Below are 21,400 nucleotides of genomic sequence, written 5' to 3'. Positions count from 1 at the left end.
ATTCGAAAAAATAAAGACGACTGGTCGTGTGATATGTGTGGGCTGAAGTGGGACAAAAATGACGACCCAAGAACCAAAGAATATCAGTGTCATAAATGTAGAATGAACTCGAACTTGTTCCCTGAGTATCATTCTACACAGGGCTTGTTTTATATTATTCAGTGCACCGCTTGTAACTATAAGGCTAGAATGCGTCACTCATTAACAACCAATGAATTTATTATTGATTATGATTTTTACAAAGTCGTACACAAGAAGAAAATATGAGGATTAAATAGAGCATAAAACAGCGTTTAATTTATGACTGGTAAGCTAGTGATTAAGTAAGCTCACTAACCGGAAGTCAACTTTTTAACATGCCAGAACAGGTTGTCGGCATACAGCTCATAAGCCGTTTTTTGTTCGGTTATCCAATCATGCTTGTTATAAGCTGCCATTGCCCCACTAAGCTCGTGTCCCAGCATTTTTTCTGTGATATGGGGCATGACTCCTTCGTTAGATAGGTTCGTTACCATTGAACGCCTAAAGTCATGGGTACGCCATTCAGGGATATCGATAGACTCCCTCAATTTGCGCATAAATAGGTTTGCTGACGACCTATCTATCGCTTTATCTATTTTCTGCCCCGCAAATAATACGGCATTACCATTATTTAATAATCGCTCTATGTAGGGCTCTACATGCTTAAATATAGGCCGTCTAATCACATTTCCCATTTTTGAATGCGCTTTTGGTGTCGTCCAAATCATCTCTTCCATATTAAATTCAGAAGCATTGGCTAGACGCATCTCAGACAGACGTGCACCATAAAGTAGCAGCATTTGATGAAGTCGCTTATTTGAAGTGACAATTTTACAATTTTCCAGAGCTAACCATATTTTAGCGAGTTCAGTATAGGTAAGAACGCGATCTCCAATATCGGGTCGCTGACCTATGGTTTTAGGGCTTAATTTTAATACTTCGCAAGATGATATAAATTGTCTGCTAACACACCAATTAATCACAGACCTTAATTGCATGAGTAGTACCCTAGCTTTTTTAGGATTTAACATCTCTTGCTTTTCGAAGAATTCTATCCAAGAGGAAATAGGGATATCTGCAATGGGCGTATTACCAAACTGCGTATACATCGTGTTATACACGACTGACTTATACAGTGCCTGTGTGTTCGGCTTTAACTGTGCCGCATACTTATCCCACCAGTAGTCTAAACAATCTTTTAATGTCGCTTCTGTTTCGCTTTTTGACAAATAAATTTTAGGATCAAGGCCTTTCGTGTACAATTCTCGCATATCGCCAATGACGATTCTGGCGTCTTTCAATGTCATAGCTGGAAAATGGCCAATTGTTAATCTTACCGCCTTACCATTCCATCTGTATCTATATTGAAATGCAATTGTTCCGTTGGGAGAGATACGAGCGCTAAGTCCATCACCATCGGTAAGCTCAGGCTTTCCAGAATATGGTTTGTTTAAAAGGCTGCTGAGTTTAGTGTCACTTAACGCCATAGCTTTATCTCATGTACACAATGAACATTTCGATAATGTACTCAATATGTACACAATAGCAAGTGAGGTAAACGATAAAACATAAAGCAGAGGAAGCCATTCACCAACAAAGATAAACTAATAACTTGATTCAAACCCAATAAAAACGGTACTATACAAACCAACAGCAACAGTTGAAAACAATAGTGTCATAGTCCCCTTAGTTAAATGGATATAACGAGCCCCTCCTAAGGGCTAATTGCAGGTTCGATTCCTGCAGGGGACACCAGTCATGTATATCAATTTCGCTAATACCACTTAACTGCTATCTATTCGCCTTTAATATACGTTAAAGCGTTATATATTACCTAAAGTTCACCTTATTGCGGATTTTCATCCATCCCTAAATAGAAAAGTCCTATTTTCACTCTAACCATTTTGCTTATTCCTATAACCTTCTATTATCAGTTTAACCCCGTTATTTACCGAGATAATTGATTGATGAAATACTCCCTGTTTTTACTTTTACCTTTACTGTTATTGGCTTGTGCTAAAAACGAGCAAACTTCAGTGATTATCGCAGGAATGGATAAAGCCGACGTGCTTCAAGTTAAAGGAGAGCCAACCAATACGGCGACGCAAAGCCCGTATACCCTGCTTTATTATGCAGATCAGTTATTAGAGGATGCCCCTAATCAGAAAGCGGACCAAGCGTTTATCTTTATGGAAGATAAGCTAATGGAGTATTCAACATTTAATATTCGATCAGCTAAAGATATAAATACGCCAGTTAGATTAAATGCAAAACTAACCCTAGCATGCTGGGCAAATCAATTAAATTTACCTGTTGATCCATCCGCTAGCGCTAATAAAAGCACGATAACTAGTGGAAGAGATTGTTTTTCAGCGATAAGTAATCAAAATAACTAAGATGCCACTTGAGGTTGAAGACTTAAGTGGGATGAAACCTGTTTTTCCCACTTTGGGTTATCTGGCAAAATTCAATCTGCTAAAGGTATTTTTTTAAATTCATTTTAGTTAAATAGTAGACTTGCATTCCCGTTTCAGGAAAATCGGGTAGTGACATTTGCTGGACATAACCTAGTTTTTGATAAAACGGCAATGCTTGAAAACTAAATGTATCGACCAAAGAATGAAGACAGCCGATTTTCACCGCCTCAAGCTCAGCAGTTTGCATTAATTTGCTTCCCACTCCGGCTTTTCTTACAGCGTCATTGACCCATAAATAATCAATACACAACCAATTGGCTTTGATTGTCGCAATTAAGCCCCCCTGCATGACACCATCACCATCTTTAAAATACACCCCTAATTGACCAAAGCGAGAGGCATCTAAGAACTGGAGATTAAAACGACGAAGCCCAGCCAATAATTCATCCCTATCTTCTTGGGTTACTTCATGTGTGATAACAATATTCATATTCAACCATATTAATTTTGATTATAATGAATTGTATTTAAAGCATATTTTTAGGTAAAGTAAATAGGCAAGTTAAATTTATTAAGCGATAAGAAATAAATGCTATGGTCAATTAAAAAACGTCCGTTTCTAATATTTGAGCAATTAAATCTGTAACAGATAACACTAATGACGATTTTACCATTTGTTGATAACGCTGCTTTTGTAGCTCTATCAATTGTTTGTCAACCATATCTTCAGGTTGATCAAAACGCATCATTTCGGGTAATGGCCCCATACAGTGCAACATTTTAATACTGCCGATAATTTCATCATCGATATAATTTAACTTTAACGCTTGCTGAGATAAGGATTCATTTAAGGCGAGGAATAATTCAATATCCTCATAGGTTTCACGCGTAATTGCTCCTAACGCAAATAACAATTTTAACCGAACGGATAACTCGCCTAATGGACCATTCCCAGTTAAAAGAGGTTCAACTGCATATTTTACAGCATAGTCATCCTTTCTAAAGACCTTTAACATTAACTTATCAATAGCTTGCGAAATTAACGCAATAACCTCTTGAACAAATAAATGTACCTCTGGGCGTTGATTTAACCGTTCAAGAATTTGATTTTCAATGTCTTGTTTATATTCCATAATAATTTCTTTTGCCACTTTATGGCCATCCGCATACTATTTGTTTGCTAATAACCATAAAGTGATTGAACCCCAGTAATTAACCTATGACTCGTAATATTACTTGTTACTTAACTTCAATAACTCATATTGCGCACAAATTTTATCGACAATATGAGGGTATTGTTGTAAACCACACAACTCAATTATGGTTTGATAGATACCATTTTCTTTAATCAGTTCAGCCATCTCAATTGCTTGAGGGTCACTAGAACATCTAAAGTGAAGAGCCGCAGCAATACCAATAATCAGATTATCATTAGGCAATTGATACTCAAATGTCCCTAATAACGGTTTAATAAGTCTATCTTCTGGGCTGAGTTTGCGGATAGGTTGACGTCCTACTCTGCTGACATCATCCTTTAAATAAGGGTTAGCAAAACGGTTTAATATTTTTTCAATATATTGCTGATGCTGATCTGCATTAAATCCATACCGTTGAACTAAAACTTGTCCACTTTCTTCCATCGCACATTTGACAATAGCGTGAATTTTTGGGTCATTAATGGCATCACTGATTGTTTGGTGACCATATCGTTGACCTAAATAAGCCGTAATGGCATGACCTGTGTTTAACGTAAATAGTTTACGCTCAACAAATGCCATTAAATTATCCGTCAACTCCATCCCATCAATTGTCGGAATATTGCCAATAAATTGTGTTTGGTCGACAATCCACTCACTAAATGATTCAACGGTTACAGCAAGAGGATCGTCATTAGCTGCATCCATTGGAGGCACAATACGATCAACCGCAGAGTCAACAAAACCAATATGCTGCTCAACCCATTGATGTATTTCTTGGGGTAATAGACTGAAAATATGACGTTTTAATTGGCTTGTTCCCCTCACCATATTTTCACATGCAATAATGTTCAGTGCTCTTTGGTTATTTAATTTATTCCTCAGAACAATACCCTGCGCTAACGTAGCCGCTATCTTTTCAAGAACTTGTGGACCTACCGCAGTAGTGACCATATCTGCTGTCGCGATATATTCAATCGTTTTTGGATCATTCGTATTAATTGCATGCACATGCTGCACTTTTTCAATACGATTTTCTTGACCCACTATATGAACTTGGTAAGACTGCTGGTGCTCTAGTTGATCAATTAGTGGCTGATTAACATCTGTAAATGTCAGTTGCGAATTCGCATCGGCGAGTAATTTACCAATAAAGCCCCGACCAATATTACCTGCACCAAAATGAATGACTTTCATTGTTATTATCCTCACGCTGCACTTTGTGATGCTAAAATTTCGAGCACTTCTTGAATATTTTGGGTATTACACAGTCTTTCGATCACCCCATCTTCATCTAGTGCTGAGGTTATCCGCGTAATAACTTCAATATGCTCATTATTTTGTGCTGCAATACCAATAACGAGACGCGCAATTTCATCCGGTTCATCGCCAAATTGAACGCCATCAGGATATTGGCAAATAACAATGCCTGTTTTTAAAACACGATCTTTTGCTTCAATAGTTCCATGAGGAACTGCAATAGATTCGCCAAGATAAGTTGAAGTTAAGCTTTCTCTTGCTAACATCGCGTCAATATAATCAGGCTCAACATAGCCACCTTCGACTAATTTTTGTCCCGCAAATTGAATCGCTTGTATTTTATTCTCGGCCGATAAGTTTAAATAAATGTGTTTTGCACTGAGTGTAAATAATGCTTCATCTTTATCTTCAACATCAAAAGTTTCATCATTTGCAGCAACGATAGTTTGTTTAATTAAGCGTCCATCATTTGCGGCAATAGGATGTTTTTTTGCAATTAGATTTGTCACAAGATCATTATACGTTTGAGCATCTAAGAAATTTGCTAAAGAAATATGCATTGCATTCGGCGCAAATGTTTTTGCTCTTTCAGTAAGATCTCTATGGGTTATCACAATATCGACATCAGCAGGAAGATCATTGATTGCCATATTAGTGACATTAACATCAAGCAACCCTGCATCACGCACTTTTTTTGCTAATACCCCTGCTCCCATGGCGCTTGAACCCATACCAGCATCACAGGCAACAATAATATTACGCACACTTGCAAGGTTAACGGTTGAATGGTTATTAACCGTTGCTTTATCTGATGATTTAGATTGCGTTTTCATTTCACGCATTTTTTTCGTCGCATTATCTAATTCATCATCATCACCTACGCGAGTTCTTTTTATTAAAATCGCAGAAACAAAGAATGAAACAAGCGTTGCGCTCGTCACTGATAAAATAACACCAACTAGTGAAGATTTTGGCGTCATCAGTAACACGGCAAAAATAGAGCCCGGTGAGGCAGGTGAAACTAAACCTGCATGAAATAGGTTCATCACAAATACCCCTGTCATCCCACCAAGAATAACAGCAAGGATCAAACGTGGATTCATTAAGACATATGGGAAGTAAATTTCGTGGATCCCACCGAAAAAGTGAATAATTGCAGCGCCTGGTGCGGATTGTTTTGCATTACCTTTACCAAAAAACATGTACGCAAGTAACACACCAAGTCCCGGTCCCGGGTTCGCTTCAATCAAGAAGAAAATAGATGCACCTGTTTCAGTGGCTTGCTGAATACCTAATGGGGAAAAAATCCCATGGTTGATCGCGTTATTGAGAAAAAGTATTTTTGCAGGCTCAACAAAGATTGAGGTCAGCGGCAGTAAATTATTTTCCACCATCACATTTACGCCAGCCGCTAACACTTTAGACAAGCCAGCAACAAGTGGGCCAATAGCAAGATAAGCCAGTATCGCCAATAGCATGCCAATAATACCCGATGAAAAGTTATTGACGAGCATTTCAAAGCCCGTTTTCACTTTCCCATCAATCCAACGGTCAAAGCGTTTAATCGCGAAACCGCCTAATGGGCCAGCAATCATAGCCCCCATGAACATTGGCATATCAGCACCGACAATCACGCCCATGGTTGTGATTGCCCCAACAATTCCCCCACGCTCACCACCAACAAGGCGTCCACCGGTATAACCGATTAGTAGTGGTAATAAATACGTGATCATTGGGCCAACAAGTTGGGCCAATGTTGCATTTGGCCACCAGCCTGTAGGAATAAAGAGCGCGGTAATTAACCCCCACGCAATGAAAGCACCGATATTAGGCATAACCATATTACTGAGGAAACGCCCAAAATTCTGTACCTTTAATTTGATATTTGATGTTACCATGATAGAACCCCGTGGTACGAGAACAATAAGGTTGTAACGTTATCGCCAAATAACGTTAGTGGATCTTTCGACGCTTTCACTCTAGCATGACCTTTGGCGGATGCGTACCACGCGGGTTTTATGTGACAAACATCACTTAAACCCCCTATACCACCCCATATAAATATTGAGCATGATCACAAATATAAGTTGTAACTTTATTACAACGTTCAATTGTTGAGCAATAAAGCAAAAAAACGTGACATAAATCACTTATAATTTAGTGAACTAATTTCCAAAATAGAGATAATGATCACGAATTATTTTCATTGCTTTGGGTCTTTCAACATTTCCAAAAACGAAATTAACCTTTCTATTACCATTTTGTTTTATTTTGTAATTAACTTTCACTTATCACTTATCGATAAAATGGACCTTAGATTGAAAGCTCAAAAGGCTGGTAATCCTCTTTTCCATTTTCTATCTTTTTTCGATAATCATGAATAGGATTTAATGCAACTTATTATTATTAAAAGGATATCTAACCTTGATCCAGAAGAAATTCACCGATAAATTATCATTAAATTTCTTAGTTAAAATGTGAATACAATGACATTAACCATTATTGTTTTTCTTTTGGTTTACGTTGCCATGGGCTTTGGCAAACTCCCCGGGTTTAAAGTCGATAGAACAGGTGCAGCAGTTATTGGCGCGTTAGCCATGATGGCAATAGATAGTATTACGCCACCACATGCTTGGGATGCCATCGATTACCGAACTATTGGGATGCTATTTGGTTTAATGGTGGTGTCTGCATCATTTGTTGTGTCTGGCTTTTATAGCTGGACGGCCAACCGAGTTGCCATGTTAAAGGTTTCCCCTCCAACTCTTTTAGCTGTATTAATCGGTGTTGGCGGCATTCTTTCTGCCTTGTTAACAAACGATGTCGTTGTGGTTGCGATGACACCGTTATTGGTTTCTATTAGCTTATCTCGCGGTTTAAACCCTATCCCATTCTTATTAGGTTTTTGCTTTGCAGCAAATAACGGCGCTGCTGGCTCATTAATTGGTAGCCCACAAAATATGATCGCCGCTCAAGGACTCGATATCTCCTTTGTGGGTTTACTCGAGGCTTCAGCGATCCCGGCTTTACTTTCATTACCCATAACGTGGTTAGTTTTAGTTTGGCTGTACCGCCACCGTTGGTATATTGCTAAGGAAGAAATGCAAACAACAACACCAACACCGCAAGAAACACTTAATGTATGGGAAACGACCAAGGCAGGTGTTATTACTTTTGCCGTTATTGTTGCATTTATTGCGAGTGATATTCCAAGGGAATTAATTGCCCTTACTGCTGCTGGGTTCTTATTATTAAACCGCTCAATTGCATCAAGTGACATGCTAAAATTAGTTGACGGTAATTTATTGCTCTTAATTATGGGATTATTTGTCGTCAATGCGGCGTTTGCTTCAACAGGTATTCCTCAGCAACTACTCAATGACTTACGTACTTATGGCGTCGATTTAAATAATCCATTAGCATTATTTTTAGTAACAGGGGTACTCAGTACCATTGTAGGAAATAACCCTTCCGTGATGCTCCTTGTTCCTTTTTTAACTCCAGACGGAAATGCGGATCCCCTTGGGGCAGCATTAGTGCTTGGTTCAGGATTTTCGAGTAATTTATTAGTGTTTGGTAGCCTTGCAGGCATCATTGTCGTTGAACAAGCCGCTGCTTATGGCGTAAAAATATCGTTCAGTGAGTTTGCAAAATCAGGTGGTGTCGTCGCCACACTATGCATGATATTAGCGGCGATATGGATAGCCCTAGTGCTATAAGAATAATAGTTGCTTATTACCAGCCACATCGAGTGAGTGGCTGGTAAGACTTATTTCAATGTGTTAGGGCAAAATGGCAAAAGAGCGCACGGGAAACCCACTCGCATTATTCGGTTTGGCAACAATATTAAAGATAATCGCTCCACGAGCTGGTACCTGATCTAAGTTTGCGAGTAACTCCACTTGGTAAGTATCTTGGTCTAAAACATAGTATTCACCAAGTAACGCATTATTCTTGCGAAAATCTTTTGCTGCATCAGTATCAAATGTTTCATGCCCAACGGCTTTAATACCGCGTTGTTCAAATAAAAATTGTAAAGCATCGATTCCCCAACCTGGTATTTGGTTGTTGCCTTCTTCATCTTTATTATCCATCAGTTCTTGTGATGGCCAACGCTTACTCCAATCCGTCCTTAAGGCGACAAAACTTCCAGCTTCAATTTTGCCATGCTGCTCTTCAAAAGCGAGAACATCACTTTGCGAAAATGCAAAGTTTGGATCTTGTTTTGCCCGTTCCGATTGATCAATCACGATTAATGGCAGGACAAGTTCTTTTAATTCTAATTCATGTAAAAAGCGTCTCCCTTCCACAAAATGGCATGGCGCATCAATGTGCGTACCATACTGTCCTGGGAAGGTAAATTGTTGAGCAAAGAACCCCTCTGGGTAACCAAATAAAGTTTTAAACTCTGCGGCGTCAAACATAAAAAAGTGCGGTGAATTACTGTCAAAGCGATGTGTTAAATCAACCCATTTTTTATTTTTTATGACATTAAATGCATCAATTAGTTCATGGCTCATACTTATCCCCTGTCAGGCTGATTTTAGTAAACGTGTTTGTTTGATTTTATTTTTTGATGTGTTGCTTCTCTATTAAATAGCAGTAAAAACATGATGTTGTCTAGAAGTTTAATAAGAATAAATTTCATGTAAATTAGTTTAAAAAGCCACTTATTAAGTTAATAATAAGTGGCTAAATCAGAACTTAAATAAAATATTAGACTAGGATTTTATTTAGCGTATTTACTCCAACTTTCAGGCTCAATAAAACCATCATAAATAGGCTGTGAACGAATATAATCTGCATATTCTTTGGACTCAAAAGCCTCCTTTAAGTCTTTCGCCCATTGAGAATCAAGATCTTTTTGCATTACAGTGACAATAACACGATGTTCTAACGGCGAATTTTCCACAACCAGTCCATCTGCAATGCGTTGTCCAGCACTCGCAACATAATTACCATTGACAACAACAAAATCAACATCATCAAGTAATCTTAATCCTTGTGCTGCGTCCGTTTCACGCACATCCAAATTGTATTTGCCTGGTGAAATGTCATTAACACTAAAACTCAGTGTATTCACATTCGGTTTGATTTTAATCCAGCCTAATTGCTCAAGGATCCTCGCACCACGTTCGGCATTAACGGGGTCATTGGATAGCGCAACTATCATGCCATCTTTAACATCATCAATTGATTTGTGCTTTTTAGAACGTAAGCTTTGTGGTGCACTGGGTGAATCAGTCAGTGCAACCATATTAATGTTATTCTTTTTATTATAAGCCTCCATATATGCACGGCTTTGGTTGACCGATGCATCAATAGAACCTTCTTCAAATGCAGGGTTAATTTGCCTATTTTGTGAAAATTGACGCAAAGTCACCTTATAGCCTTTTTTTTCTAGAATAGGGACGATCCCTTTATCAACTTGGTCGATATAATTCCCAACTCCAAAACCTATCGTTATCTGTTTTTTATCTGGATTATCCTTTTCATTGTTATCACCACATGCTGAGAGTGTAATAACTGCTACTGCGACTAACGATAGATGAATTAATTTTTGTTTTAACATACCTAACAACCCTGTGAAAATATTTGAGCCAGTATAATCATATTAATTTCGTTGTTATTAGATCAGATAGTTATAACTTAATCCATTTGTAATATAAAAAACAATTTTAATTCCATTTAGATATATAGATATAACAAATAGATCGTTCGAGAAATGATGTGATTGATATGTAATAAAGGAGATAAAAAAACGTTTAAAAAAAGTGAGTTACTCTATGACTATTCTCAATGATGATTTAATTAATGTGCTGACACGCTTATCACCAGATTCCGATTTAGCACTGAGCCGTCAAGAACGCTTAGTCGCAACTGAAAATACCCAAGCTGCATACAATGAAATTTTTTCTGTGCCATCACAGCAATTTCCTGTTGATATTCGCTACAACTTTGCTCATCAGGTTGCAAAATTAACTGGTAGTCCAAAATTAGCCGATTTTTATTGGCAGAAATCGTCATTACTAAAACCTGAAGATCTTTCGCCTGCCCTACAAGCCGCTGCGGAATATTTGCAAATATTAACGTTATCCCCCAAAAATACCGATTTCTCATTAATCGAGAAATTGGTCACTCAAGGTTGGGAAAATAGCGACATTATTTTACTTGCTCAGTTAATTACATTTGTGACCTACCAAGCACGTTTAGTTGAAGGAATTAATCTGTTAAACACAGTAGAGAGTGACACATTCGACACGGCAAAAATCGTCGCTGGCACATGGGATCAACAGCCTTTAACTCGCCAAGGAAAGCCATCGCCAACAGCCTTTACACAAAATAATTTAGGATGGGAAGCTTGGATAACAGCCCGTAAAGCGACAACATTGAGTGATGAAGAGGCTCAAGTGTTAAAAAAATTTGGCCAATTAAACTCTGAATATTTTCTCCTACTGGCTTATCAAAGCAAAATTTTAGAAATTCGAACATTAATTGACAGAGGTGTCTTTTATACCACGGGTGGATTGCCACGTTGGGAGCGTGAATTTGCCGCCGCAGTTGTTAGCAAAGTAAATGGCTGTATTTATTGTGCATCTGTTCATGCACGTAAAGCTAGCCAGTATGCCAAAGAACGCCGTAGTGATGTCGATAAGCTATTAGCGACACCCGCGGGTGAAATACTTGCAGATGGCTTTGACGAGCGTTTATTAGCGATAACTGATTTAGTGGCTTCATTGTCAGCAACCCCCATTCAAGCCACCGCATCCCAAATTGCAATATTGCGTCAATTGGGATTATCAGAACTTGAGTTACTTGATTTAATTCAGTCCAGCGCATTTTTCGCATGGGCAAACCGTTTAATGCTATCTCTCGGGGAACCGTTTGAGCTCTTGGAGAATAAGGAATAATGTTATGAATGGACTCACTGGTTTAGCGGCTTTAGAAGCGCAAATTGCACAAGATTTACAATATCTGAACATCCCCATCCCATCATGGTCATTATCAAATAATGATGCCGCTAAGCGACATATTGATGTTGCCATCATTGGGGCGGGCATGTCCGGCGTAACAGCTGCATTTGCGCTCAAATTAAGGGGGATCAATGCAATTATTTTTGAAAAAGCGCCTGTAGGAGAAGAAGGCCCTTGGCGTTCCCCTGCCTTAATGGAGACCTTGCGTTCCCCGAAACAGGTTGTTGGCCCTGCTTTAGCCTCCCCTTCACTGACATTTCAAGCGTGGTTCAAGGCACAGTTTGGCGATGAGAAATGGGAAGCATTAGACAAAATTCCTCGCCTGCAATGGGGAGAATACTTGCAGTGGTTTAAAACGGTAACGGCCCCCAAAGTATTTAATCAATATGAACTAATTGACATACATTTAACAGATAACGGTAATCAGCTATTTTTTAAAACTGCCGAAGGGACTATCGACTACATTGCACAACATGTGATTTTAGCAACTGGAATGGGGTCATTTAGTGAACCTAACATCCCAAATTTTATGGATGGCATACCACAACAATATTGGGAACATTCATATGCAGGCACTGATTACAGTCGTTTCAAAGGATTAGATATTGGTGTTGTCGGCTACAGCGCCGGCGCAATGGATAGTTCCGCCACCGCATTAGAAAATGGGGCCAATTCGGTTGAAATTTTAATCCGTGCTACCGATATGCCTCGTGTAAACAGAGGGAAAGTGGCAGGAAGTCCGGGTTTTACAAACGCTTATGCCTACTTTACAGATGCACAAAAATGGCATTATGCGGATTATGTGGTTAAGGCTAAGACCCCGGCCCCTCATGGCAGTACTTTACGGGTGTCTCGCCACTCAAATGCATTTTTTAATTTTAATACCCAAGTTAAGCATATTGAATTAAAAAACAAAAAATTACATATCTCGACAACAACCGGTCAATTCGTTTTAGATTATTTGATCCTCGCGACAGGGTATCGGATTAATTGGTTCAAAGATCCTGCATTTAACCAAATCACTCCATTAATTAAAACTTGGGCTAATGCTTATACAGCACCAGTCAATGAGGAAAATAGTGAACTGGCCGCACACCCTTATTTAGGGGCGCATTTTGAATTACAAGGGAAAAATGATGCTGACAGTGAAAAACTCAAACAACTTTATTGCTTTAATTTAAGTGCGTCTCTCAGTATGGGACCTGTAATCGGCTTGATCCCAGGAACGAATACAGGTGCGGAACGTTTAGCTGACCACATTGCAGCGCAGTTATACCTCGCCAATAGGGAGCTGCATCTTGAATTAATCAAAACCAGCCAAGAGTTTGAATTATTCGGTGATGAGTGGCAGCCTGCAACTCCACCTTCAGAACGTATGCAACTCACTGATCATGTAGAGTAGACTATGATTACATTTCAAAATGTCCAAAAAGTATATGAAAAAGATGGGCAATCTTTAGTTGCGTTGCAAGACATTAACTTGCATATCAATAAAGGTGATATCTTTGGGTTTATTGGCTACAGTGGAGCAGGAAAGAGCTCTCTTATTCGCTTGGTCAATCAATTAGAAAAACCATCTAGTGGTGCCGTTATTATTGATGGGCAAAATATTGCTCAACATACCCCCGCTGAAACTCGTGCCCATAAAAAAAGTATCGGGATGATTTTTCAGCATTTTAATTTGCTTGAGACCAAAACAGTCGCGCAAAACATTGCCATGCCTTTAGTTTTGCTTGGGCTAGATAAACGTGAGATCAATCGCCGCGTTGATAACATTCTGGAATATGTTGAGCTGAGCGATAAAAAGAACCAATATCCAGGCCAGTTATCTGGCGGCCAAAAACAGCGTGTAGGTATTGCTCGTGCCCTTATCAATAACCCACAAATATTATTATGTGATGAAGCGACATCCGCACTCGATCCACAAACAACTCGCTCTATCTTACTGTTATTAAAAAAGATCAATCGAGAACAAAATATAACTATCCTGCTGGTTACTCATGAAATGGAAGTCATAGAGCAGATATGTAACCGTGTTGCAGTGATGGAAGCAGGCAAAATTGTAGAAGAAGGAACAGTATTAGATATTTTTGCTGCGCCAAAACACCCAACAACCCAAAAATTTGTTGGAACTGTTTTAAATGAGGAAATCCCTGAGCGAGTTCTGCACAATTTAGATCACCAGCAAAATGTTTATCGCCTTGAGTTTCTCGGTTCATCAGCCCAAGAGCCTGTGGTTAATGAGCTAATCTTAAAACAGATCGTCAAAATTAATATTCTCTTTGCCAATATGAAAGAAATCAGCGGAGTGGTTCTTGGCAGCATGTTTGTACAAATCATGGGAGATAAAGGACAAATTGAGGAAGCTATACAGTTTTTACGTTTGCGTGGCGTAGCAGTAAGTCAGGGGGCAATATGACAGCATTATTTGAAACAGCATTAACCAGTAAACAATTTTTACTCGCCATGTCGGAAACCTTTACGATGGTCAGTGTTGCCTTAGTTCTTGGTTCTCTATTTGGTATTTTATTAGGCATACTACTTGTTATCACTCGACCTGAAGGTATTTGGGAAAATAAATGTATATACCGCATTGTTAACCCCATTATTAATATCATACGTTCCTTGCCATTTATTATTTTATTAGTCGCGATGATCCCACTAACGCGCTTTATGGTTGGTACATCCATAGGAACAACCGCAGCAATAGTACCTTTAGTGATTTTTATTGCCCCCTATACTGCCAGGTTAGTTGAAAATTCACTGTTAAGTGTACATTCAGGGATTATTGAAGCTGCGGACTCAATGGGCGCAACAAATTGGCAAATAGTTTGGCATTTCATTTTACCTGAGGCTAAGTCTTCCCTTATTTTGAGTTTAACCGCAGCAAGCATTACGTTAGTTGGCGCTACTGCAATGGCAGGTGCTGTCGGTGGAGGGGGCGTTGGCGATCTTGCCTTGAACTATGGCTACCAACGCTTTGATAATGTGGCAATGGCGATTACGGTGGTGACTTTAATCATTATTGTCCAAGGAATGCAATTTATTGGCGATTACCTTGCTAAAAAAGCTCGCTTTCATTGATAATTTAAAAGCTGATAACATCAGGTTATCAGCTTTATAGTAATATTCTGGACTGTTAAAATTTAATCTGCTTGATTAAGTTAAAATGGTCACATCTAAAATTGAATTGTTTGTTCAGTAATTACACTTATTAATTTAAAGTTAATTTCATAAGTATTTATATAATAAAAAATAAAAGCCCATTACAGGCTTTTATTTTTTTGTTTTACACAGAATAAGGGAAAATCAATATTTTTATTCTCTTTGGTGAAATGCATATAGCATGCACACTTAATTTACGTTCTTAATTGAAACAACTAGAAGTTATAATTAAGTTCCGTTTCATTATGAGACAAAATAATCATTTACCTTATACTAAGGAATAGATCGCGTCATCAAATCCTTTTGAATCTCTTCTTTCATCTTGCTGAGCATCATCTTGTAGTATTTCACTAAAAAATTCACCCATATTAACACCTAAGACTTTTAATACGCGAACCAAACAATCAATGTCAATACGGTTAACACCTCGCTCATAACGAAATAATTGTTGCTCACTAATATCTATCTCTTTGGCTAACTGAAACACAGTATAACCTTGAGCTTTTCTTAGCGTTTTAATTTTTTGTCCGACTGCACAAGCGACAGGATATTTTGTATTCATAAACATTCTCGCTTCAATTTATATTAATGAAATAAAATTAGCAGATACGTAACTGCATTTTTTATTTTTATCTTTTATATAATAAGTATTGCTTTGATAATAGCGCTGACGATCCCGCATATATCGATAGGAATGATATACTAGCAATCTAATGAGTTTCAACTAGTCTTAAAGTGATGTTACAACTATGTAACAGAACATTACGAGGCACTTACCTCGCAGAAATAATAAAATTATACCATAAATATCATAGTGTTATGATATAAAGGCTCACCCATCACTTACACATATTAATTGTGTCACAAGAAATCAATAAAATATTACACTAAAAAAATAGTGTTTTCTAGATGCATAACCTAAAAATAAAGTAAATAAACAGAATAATTTAACACTGTAACATTTTTAATGATTTTAATAGTAAATAATCATTTAATGAATAAAAAATGATTCAATATCATTTATATCTGTAAATAATAGTAAAAAAAATAAATTTTACCTCTATTATTTTTTAGCGTCATTAAATATCAATAACATACAACAACTCATAGTGTGTTACCTTTAGAGGAAATGCTAAATTTTTAAAGTAGCACGGTAAAAATTTACCCATTCACAATGTTCAACATAACAAAAACATAACGTTAAGGAAGTTTATTATTCACTTTACTTGATGGACATCACAAAAATATGACAAAGTAATCCTATTGGATTATCTAATTTTAATATTGTTAATTTTATCTTCAGATGAAGATGATTAATATTTAACATTGATAATTTTTAAATTAACAGGCTTTTACTTCAAGAAATACCCTCCCCCCTAATCCAAACTTTAAATTACCCATGTTTATTATAATGATATTCTGACTTATTGTTATACTTTAGTACTGTTATTAATCTAGCAAGGTATATTTAAGCAGCAATCCACAGAGCAATCTTTATTGGATACTCCAATATAGATTGGTACACTGATCGCATTTAAAATAAATCACCTAATATCTCAAATATGGTAATAAAAAAATCACTATTGGAGCGATAACCAAAGAAAAAATCGAATATTTACGTTATTTTTGGTATTAGCTAGTCGTTATTTACATAAATACATCAGCTAACAGACTAATTAAAGCTCAATCTATAGAATAAAAATTCACTAATATTACTTGTAGTGATTTTATCGATTAACCCACTGTGGTTTGTTCAAAAGCTAAATACTTTCTATCCTATAAAGCACTACCCAAGCTTTGATCATATGTTTCTGTCAGTACTAAAAAATAAATTGTTGTTGGTTTTTATTGGGAAGCTTTTATGAGAATTATCGTTATTCCTTTCTCAGTCCAGATCAGTGTACAGTTTTCTTCTCACACGCTACGTGCAGTCTAGCTAATTAAGCCAATTTATCGACACAGGGTCGTGCAGGATGTCAATCCTACGGATTTCGCCTTCGGCTCAAACCTGCGACCAGCTTGTCGAGGTATCGCTAACCAACTGCTTGTTTACTTAAGGAGACTTGAGATGGTGGGTCGTGCAGGATGTCAATCCTACGGATTTCGCCTTCGGCTCGAAGGCGCAACCAGCTTGTCGAGGTATCGCTAACCAACTGCGTGCTTACTTAAGGAGACTTGAGATGGTGGGTCGTGCAGGATGTCAATCCTACGGATTTCGCCTTCGGCTCGAACCTGCAACCAGCTTGTCGAGGTATCGCTAACCAACTGCGTGCTTACTTAAGGAGACTTGAGATGGTGGGTCGTGCAGGATGTCAATCCTACGGATTTCGCCTTCGGCTCGAAGGCGCAACCAGCTTGTCGAGGTATCGCTAACCAACTGCGTGTTTACTTAAGGAGACTTGAGATGGTGGGTCGTGCAGGATGTCAATCCTACGGATTTCGCCTTCGGCTCGAACCTGCAACCAGCTTGTCGAGGTATCGCTAACCAACTGCGTGCTTACTTAAGGAGACTTGAGATGGTGGGTCGTGCAGGATTCGAACCTGCGACCAATTGATTAAAAGTCAACTGCTCTACCGACTGAGCTAACGACCCATCTGGGATCTTTGTGTTTACTGTCTTAACTGTCTTAGATGGTGGGTCGTGCAGGATTCGAACCTGCGACCAATTGATTAAAAGTCAACTGCTCTACCGACTGAGCTAACGACCCATCTAAATATTGTTAACTAATTACAGTTTCTTACCCTTCGGGTTGAACCTGCAACCAGCTTGTAAAAGCCAATAATTCTACCGACTGAGCTAACGCCCATCTAAACTAGCATTTTATGTGAGTAATGAATGAAGTGGTGGGCGATAGCGGGCTCGAACCACTGACCCCCTCCTTGTAAGGGAGGTGCTCTACCAACTGAGCTAATCGCCCACTTCATGACTTGTACCACATTATAAATGATTGGTGGGCGATAGCGGGCTCGAACCACTGACCCCCTCCTTGTAAGGGAGGTGCTCTACCAACTGAGCTAATCGCCCAATCATTTAGTTTTTATCGTCAACGGTGGTGGGCGATAGCGGGCTCGAACCACTGACCCCCTCCTTGTAAGGGAGGTGCTCTACCAACTGAGCTAATCGCCCCGTCGTCGATGGAGGTGCATTATAGGGATACAGAGTTCAGAGTCAACGCTTTTTCGATAGATTTTTTTCGTTCGTTGCAAAATTAATCAAGATGTTTCAATATTCGCCTGAAAAGCTGCCTTTTTAATCAATTACCTATATAATTTCTCCTTTTTATTCTTTTGTAAAATGAAAATAAACGCCCCCTTCTCACTTATTTTTATTTTTAGCTTCACTTTTTTTATTTTCTTTCCCTGTATCTTCATAACTTGATTGAGGAATCACCACAGGATGATAGAATAGAGGCACATTTTAGCAATGCTGACTGACTTCACAGGTATAACGCTTTATACCGCATCACGATTTATCATAATCTGTTGCATACAGTAGCCATTTATCTATTCGGCTGTGAACTCTTCAGCGCTTCAAAAACAATGTTTTGCAATTAAGGCAATCTCGATGAGTAAAATCAAAACCCGTTTTGCACCAAGCCCAACTGGCTATTTGCACGTTGGTGGTGCGCGTACCGCTCTGTATTCCTGGTTATTTAGTCGCCACAATCAGGGCGAATTTGTCCTGCGTATTGAGGACACTGACTTAGAACGTTCAACTCAGGAAGCTATCGATGCCATTATGGACGGTATGAACTGGTTGAATTTAAATTGGGATGAAGGTCCTTATTATCAAACTAAACGTTTTGACCGTTATAATGCAGTCATTGATCAAATGCTCGAAGCGGGTACGGCTTATCGCTGTTACTGTTCAAAAGAACGCTTAGAAGCACTACGTGAAGAGCAAATGGCGAATAATGAAAAGCCTCGCTATGACGGTTGCTGCCGTGATCACGCACATAACCATACTCCTGACGAGCCGCATGTTGTTCGCTTCCGTAATCCACAAGAAGGTTCCGTCATTTTTGATGACAAAATTCGTGGCCCAATTGAATTTAGTAACCAAGAACTGGACGATTTAATCATTCGTCGTACTGATGGTTCACCAACATATAACTTCTGTGTTGTTATTGATGACTGGGATATGGAAATTACTCACGTTATTCGTGGTGAAGACCATATTAATAATACACCTCGTCAAATCAACATCCTAAAAGCATTAGGTGCGCCAGTGCCAGTGTATGCACACGTTTCGATGATTTTAGGTGACGATGGTAAAAAACTATCTAAACGCCACGGTGCAGTAAGCGTGATGCAGTACCGCGATGATGGCTACTTGCCACAAGCCTTACTGAATTATTTAGTCCGTCTGGGTTGGTCTCACGGTGACCAAGAAATATTCTCTGTTGAGGAAATGACAGCGTATTTTAGCCTTGATGCGATCAGTAAATCAGCAAGTGCGTTTAACACTGAAAAGCTCCAATGGTTAAACCACCATTACATTAATGCATTACCTGCTGAAGAAGTTGCGGTATACCTTGCTTGGCATATTGAGCAGCAAAATATTGATACTAGCAATGGACCGCAATTAGTCGACCTAATTAAATTACTTGGGGAACGTTGCAAGACGCTGAAAGAAATGGCTGAGTCATGCCATTATTTCTATCAAGACTTTGACGCATTCGATGCAGATGCGGCGAAAAAACACCTGCGCCCTGTTGCTCGTCAACCATTAGAAGTGGTTAAAGATAAATTAGCTGCGATCACAGATTGGACCGCTGAAAATGTTCACCATGCGATTGAAGCGACTGCCACTGAATTAGATGTGGGTATGGGTAAAGTGGGTATGCCTTTGCGTGTTGCTGTTACTGGTGCTGGTCAATCACCGGGTCTTGATGTCACTGTTCACGCTATTGGACAGGCTCGTTCTATTGCGCGCATTGATAAAGCATTAGCATTTATTGCTGAACGCGAAGCATCCGCACAATAATAATTGCTTTCTCTGCCCTCATTTCTTGGGGGCAGCCTTTCCCTTTTTAGTTATTTCCTTGCGTTGATTGTAAAACGCTCTATATTTCAGCAATTAAACGGAAAAACCGATTATTTTATTGACACTCCTATCGAGCTTGAATATGATGCCTCCCGTCCAAAAGATTTTGTTTGGGGCTATAGCTCAGCTGGGAGAGCGCTTGCATGGCATGCAAGAGGTCAGCGGTTCGATCCCGCTTAGCTCCACCATCTAATACCCTGTTAGATGGTATGTTTTAAAAACCAAAATCTATAAATTGGGGCTATAGCTCAGCTGGGAGAGCGCTTGCATGGCATGCAAGAGGTCAGCGGTTCGATCCCGCTTAGCTCCACCATTCTCTTCCTTCTTTTAATTATTACTCTTTATTGCCAATTTTATCCAGCTCATCAATGTAATCATTTCTAGCCGTTCAATCACATTGCTAATATAAATACTCGGCGAATCGATAGCTCATCATGAGTCGCAAAATGGGTAAAATAATCCGCTGGTTGATTATATAAAGCGACCAAATCAATTACTGAGCTGTATAGCCACCATCAATAGGAATAAAAGCGCCTGTGATAAAACTACTTTCTTTTGATAGCAAAAAAGCGACCACATTAGCGATTTCCTCTGTTTGCGCCATCCTCCCCATAGGGTGCGTCGAGGCCATCCAATCCTGAGTACTCTGCGGTAACATCGCAATATTGGGCGTTTCAACATAACCAGGCCCTACTGCATTAATCCGTACCCCTTTTTTCGCATTCTCTAACGCGGCAGATCTTGTGAGACCTAAAACTGCATGTTTTGCCGCCGTATAAGGCGCTATACCGGCAATCCCAGTCACGCCATTACATGCTGATAAATTGACAATTGCCCCACCACCACTGCGGTGAATCGCTGGTATTGCATATTTTAAGCCATGGAATGTTCCTGTAATATCCGTTTCAATCACATCATGCCAAGCCTCTAACGGATAATCTTCAATGTTGATCCCATGTGGGCCAGTAATACCTGCATTGTTGACCAAGTAGTGCAGTGCGCCATATTTGCGTTCTATCTGCTCAATCGTAGATTGAAATTCCTTTGCGCTTGCAACATCCATTTTTATCACACTGATGCGCTCACCTATTGGCGTAATTTCAGCAGCAGCTTGCGTCAACGCCTCTTCATGACGTCCAGTGATAATAACCGTCGCACCCTGTGAGTGTAATTTTTTAGCAATGGCAAACCCAACTCCCGTAGAAGCCCCTGTAACCAATGCTATATGATTTGTAAATTGTCGCATATTTACCTCAATTATAATTAACTTTAGTTAACTATAATTAGTTAACTAAAGTTAATCAACTTATCGTTTTATTC

16 protein-coding genes and 8 tRNA genes are annotated in these 21,400 nt (G+C 38.9%); 10 read left to right on the top strand and 14 right to left on the bottom strand.

The window, feature by feature from the left end; genetic code table 11:
* Nucleotides 1-332 precede the first annotated feature (332 nt).
* Nucleotides 333-1,508 carry a tyrosine-type recombinase/integrase gene (locus AB6N04_RS04510; RefSeq protein WP_369310721.1) on the bottom strand — a complete coding sequence of 392 codons (1,176 nt, stop codon included), beginning with the start codon at nucleotides 1,506-1,508 and terminating at the stop codon, nucleotides 333-335.
* A gap of 193 nt (nucleotides 1,509-1,701) precedes the next feature.
* Here AB6N04_RS04510 and AB6N04_RS04505 point away from each other — a divergent pair.
* Both AB6N04_RS04505 and AB6N04_RS04500 read left to right on the top strand, forming a co-directional pair.
* Nucleotides 1,702-1,776, top strand: a tRNA-Arg gene (locus AB6N04_RS04505).
* A gap of 212 nt (nucleotides 1,777-1,988) precedes the next feature.
* Nucleotides 1,989-2,417 carry a hypothetical protein gene (locus AB6N04_RS04500; protein WP_369310720.1) on the top strand — a complete coding sequence of 143 codons (429 nt, stop codon included), beginning with the start codon at nucleotides 1,989-1,991 and terminating at the stop codon, nucleotides 2,415-2,417.
* Nucleotides 2,418-2,496: 79 nt separating this feature from the next.
* On the opposite strand, the gene AB6N04_RS04495 is transcribed toward AB6N04_RS04500, so the two are convergent.
* The 4 genes from AB6N04_RS04495 to AB6N04_RS04480 form a co-directional block, all read right to left on the bottom strand.
* On the bottom strand, nucleotides 2,497-2,928 hold the full coding sequence (locus AB6N04_RS04495; RefSeq protein WP_369310719.1) for a GNAT family N-acetyltransferase: 432 nt from the start codon (nucleotides 2,926-2,928) through the stop codon (nucleotides 2,497-2,499).
* Nucleotides 2,929-3,040: 112 nt separating this feature from the next.
* Nucleotides 3,041-3,574 carry an MltR family transcriptional regulator gene (locus AB6N04_RS04490; RefSeq protein WP_369311967.1) on the bottom strand — a complete coding sequence of 178 codons (534 nt, stop codon included), beginning with the start codon at nucleotides 3,572-3,574 and terminating at the stop codon, nucleotides 3,041-3,043.
* Nucleotides 3,575-3,670: 96 nt separating this feature from the next.
* Nucleotides 3,671-4,831 (bottom strand): mannitol-1-phosphate 5-dehydrogenase, encoded by a 1,161-nt coding sequence (locus AB6N04_RS04485; protein ID WP_369310718.1) that lies wholly within the window; start codon nucleotides 4,829-4,831, stop codon nucleotides 3,671-3,673.
* A gap of 11 nt (nucleotides 4,832-4,842) precedes the next feature.
* Nucleotides 4,843-6,792 carry a PTS mannitol transporter subunit IICBA gene (locus AB6N04_RS04480; RefSeq protein ID WP_369310717.1) on the bottom strand — a complete coding sequence of 650 codons (1,950 nt, stop codon included), beginning with the start codon at nucleotides 6,790-6,792 and terminating at the stop codon, nucleotides 4,843-4,845.
* 588 nt (nucleotides 6,793-7,380) lie between these two features.
* Here AB6N04_RS04480 and AB6N04_RS04475 point away from each other — a divergent pair.
* Nucleotides 7,381-8,613: an SLC13 family permease gene (locus tag AB6N04_RS04475; RefSeq protein WP_369310716.1), complete on the top strand. Its 1,233-nt coding sequence runs from the start codon at nucleotides 7,381-7,383 to the stop codon at nucleotides 8,611-8,613.
* Between the two features lie 63 nt (nucleotides 8,614-8,676).
* Here AB6N04_RS04475 and AB6N04_RS04470 read toward each other — a convergent pair whose 3' ends face one another.
* Both AB6N04_RS04470 and AB6N04_RS04465 read right to left on the bottom strand, forming a co-directional pair.
* Complete coding sequence (locus tag AB6N04_RS04470) at nucleotides 8,677-9,414, bottom strand: cyclase family protein (protein WP_369310715.1); 738 nt, start codon at nucleotides 9,412-9,414, stop codon at nucleotides 8,677-8,679.
* 209 nt (nucleotides 9,415-9,623) lie between these two features.
* Nucleotides 9,624-10,466, bottom strand: coding sequence for a MetQ/NlpA family ABC transporter substrate-binding protein (locus tag AB6N04_RS04465; protein ID WP_369310714.1), 843 nt, complete (start codon nucleotides 10,464-10,466; stop codon nucleotides 9,624-9,626).
* Nucleotides 10,467-10,680: 214 nt separating this feature from the next.
* Between AB6N04_RS04465 and AB6N04_RS04460 the strand changes: the two genes are divergently transcribed.
* From AB6N04_RS04460 to AB6N04_RS04445, 4 genes are read left to right on the top strand one after another with little or no spacing between them, the layout of a single operon-like run.
* A complete protein-coding gene (locus AB6N04_RS04460; protein WP_369310713.1) occupies nucleotides 10,681-11,805 on the top strand; it encodes a CMD domain-containing protein in 1,125 nt (374 codons plus the stop codon).
* Nucleotides 11,806-11,809: 4 nt separating this feature from the next.
* Nucleotides 11,810-13,270: an NAD(P)-binding domain-containing protein gene (locus AB6N04_RS04455; protein ID WP_369310712.1), complete on the top strand. Its 1,461-nt coding sequence runs from the start codon at nucleotides 11,810-11,812 to the stop codon at nucleotides 13,268-13,270.
* Nucleotides 13,271-13,273: 3 nt separating this feature from the next.
* On the top strand, nucleotides 13,274-14,287 hold the full coding sequence (locus AB6N04_RS04450; protein WP_369310711.1) for a methionine ABC transporter ATP-binding protein: 1,014 nt from the start codon (nucleotides 13,274-13,276) through the stop codon (nucleotides 14,285-14,287).
* Nucleotides 14,284-14,952, top strand: a complete 669-nt coding sequence (locus tag AB6N04_RS04445) for a methionine ABC transporter permease (protein ID WP_369310710.1) — start codon at nucleotides 14,284-14,286, stop codon at nucleotides 14,950-14,952. Before AB6N04_RS04450 ends, AB6N04_RS04445 begins: the two co-directional genes overlap by 4 nt.
* 349 nt (nucleotides 14,953-15,301) lie before the next feature.
* On the opposite strand, the gene AB6N04_RS04440 is transcribed toward AB6N04_RS04445, so the two are convergent.
* From AB6N04_RS04440 to AB6N04_RS04415, 6 genes are all read right to left on the bottom strand, one after another.
* Nucleotides 15,302-15,595: a helix-turn-helix domain-containing protein gene (locus tag AB6N04_RS04440; protein ID WP_369310709.1), complete on the bottom strand. Its 294-nt coding sequence runs from the start codon at nucleotides 15,593-15,595 to the stop codon at nucleotides 15,302-15,304.
* A gap of 1,955 nt (nucleotides 15,596-17,550) precedes the next feature.
* A tRNA-Lys gene (locus tag AB6N04_RS04435) sits at nucleotides 17,551-17,626 on the bottom strand.
* A 39-nt stretch (nucleotides 17,627-17,665) separates the two neighbouring features.
* Nucleotides 17,666-17,741, bottom strand: a tRNA-Lys gene (locus tag AB6N04_RS04430).
* 134 nt (nucleotides 17,742-17,875) lie between these two features.
* Nucleotides 17,876-17,951 (bottom strand) — tRNA-Val (locus tag AB6N04_RS04425).
* 31 nt (nucleotides 17,952-17,982) lie between these two features.
* Nucleotides 17,983-18,058 (bottom strand) — tRNA-Val (locus tag AB6N04_RS04420).
* 26 nt (nucleotides 18,059-18,084) lie between these two features.
* A tRNA-Val gene (locus AB6N04_RS04415) sits at nucleotides 18,085-18,160 on the bottom strand.
* 438 nt (nucleotides 18,161-18,598) lie between these two features.
* On the opposite strand from AB6N04_RS04415, the gene gltX reads away from it, so the two are divergent.
* From gltX to AB6N04_RS04400, 3 genes are all read left to right on the top strand, one after another.
* Nucleotides 18,599-20,020, top strand: coding sequence for a glutamate--tRNA ligase (gene gltX / locus AB6N04_RS04410; protein WP_369310708.1), 1,422 nt, complete (start codon nucleotides 18,599-18,601; stop codon nucleotides 20,018-20,020).
* A gap of 172 nt (nucleotides 20,021-20,192) precedes the next feature.
* Nucleotides 20,193-20,268: transfer RNA gene (locus AB6N04_RS04405), tRNA-Ala, on the top strand.
* A gap of 49 nt (nucleotides 20,269-20,317) precedes the next feature.
* A tRNA-Ala gene (locus AB6N04_RS04400) sits at nucleotides 20,318-20,393 on the top strand.
* Nucleotides 20,394-20,573: 180 nt separating this feature from the next.
* Here AB6N04_RS04400 and AB6N04_RS04395 read toward each other — a convergent pair.
* The gene (locus tag AB6N04_RS04395; RefSeq protein WP_369310707.1) at nucleotides 20,574-21,326 is read right to left on the bottom strand and encodes an SDR family NAD(P)-dependent oxidoreductase; all 753 of its coding nucleotides are present in this window, start codon (nucleotides 21,324-21,326) and stop codon (nucleotides 20,574-20,576) included.
* Between the last annotated feature and the right edge of the window lie 74 nt (nucleotides 21,327-21,400).

It is taken from the genome of Providencia rettgeri (assembly GCF_041075285.1).
Lineage (GTDB): Bacteria > Pseudomonadota > Gammaproteobacteria > Enterobacterales > Enterobacteriaceae > Providencia > Providencia rettgeri_G.
The sequence above is the reverse complement of the archived record's forward strand: the minus strand, read 5'-3'. Positions and strand labels throughout refer to the sequence as shown.

Bases quoted from the DNA above. Each gene is read 5' to 3' on its own strand.
- AB6N04_RS04510 (WP_369310721.1), bottom strand. From the start codon at position 1,508: ATGGCGTTAAGTGACACTAAACTCAGCAGCCTTTTAAACAAACCATAT.
- AB6N04_RS04500 (WP_369310720.1), top strand. From the start codon at position 1,989: ATGAAATACTCCCTGTTTTTACTTTTACCTTTACTGTTATTGGCTTGT.
- AB6N04_RS04495 (WP_369310719.1), bottom strand. From the start codon at position 2,928: ATGAATATTGTTATCACACATGAAGTAACCCAAGAAGATAGGGATGAA.
- AB6N04_RS04485 (WP_369310718.1), bottom strand. From the start codon at position 4,831: ATGAAAGTCATTCATTTTGGTGCAGGTAATATTGGTCGGGGCTTTATT.
- AB6N04_RS04480 (WP_369310717.1), bottom strand. From the start codon at position 6,792: ATGGTAACATCAAATATCAAATTAAAGGTACAGAATTTTGGGCGTTTC.
- AB6N04_RS04475 (WP_369310716.1), top strand. From the start codon at position 7,381: ATGACATTAACCATTATTGTTTTTCTTTTGGTTTACGTTGCCATGGGC.
- AB6N04_RS04470 (WP_369310715.1), bottom strand. From the start codon at position 9,414: ATGAGCCATGAACTAATTGATGCATTTAATGTCATAAAAAATAAAAAA.
- AB6N04_RS04465 (WP_369310714.1), bottom strand. From the start codon at position 10,466: ATGTTAAAACAAAAATTAATTCATCTATCGTTAGTCGCAGTAGCAGTT.
- AB6N04_RS04460 (WP_369310713.1), top strand. From the start codon at position 10,681: ATGACTATTCTCAATGATGATTTAATTAATGTGCTGACACGCTTATCA.
- AB6N04_RS04455 (WP_369310712.1), top strand. From the start codon at position 11,810: ATGAATGGACTCACTGGTTTAGCGGCTTTAGAAGCGCAAATTGCACAA.
- AB6N04_RS04450 (WP_369310711.1), top strand. From the start codon at position 13,274: ATGATTACATTTCAAAATGTCCAAAAAGTATATGAAAAAGATGGGCAA.
- AB6N04_RS04445 (WP_369310710.1), top strand. From the start codon at position 14,284: ATGACAGCATTATTTGAAACAGCATTAACCAGTAAACAATTTTTACTC.
- AB6N04_RS04440 (WP_369310709.1), bottom strand. From the start codon at position 15,595: ATGAATACAAAATATCCTGTCGCTTGTGCAGTCGGACAAAAAATTAAA.
- gltX (WP_369310708.1), top strand. From the start codon at position 18,599: ATGAGTAAAATCAAAACCCGTTTTGCACCAAGCCCAACTGGCTATTTG.
- AB6N04_RS04395 (WP_369310707.1), bottom strand. From the start codon at position 21,326: ATGCGACAATTTACAAATCATATAGCATTGGTTACAGGGGCTTCTACG.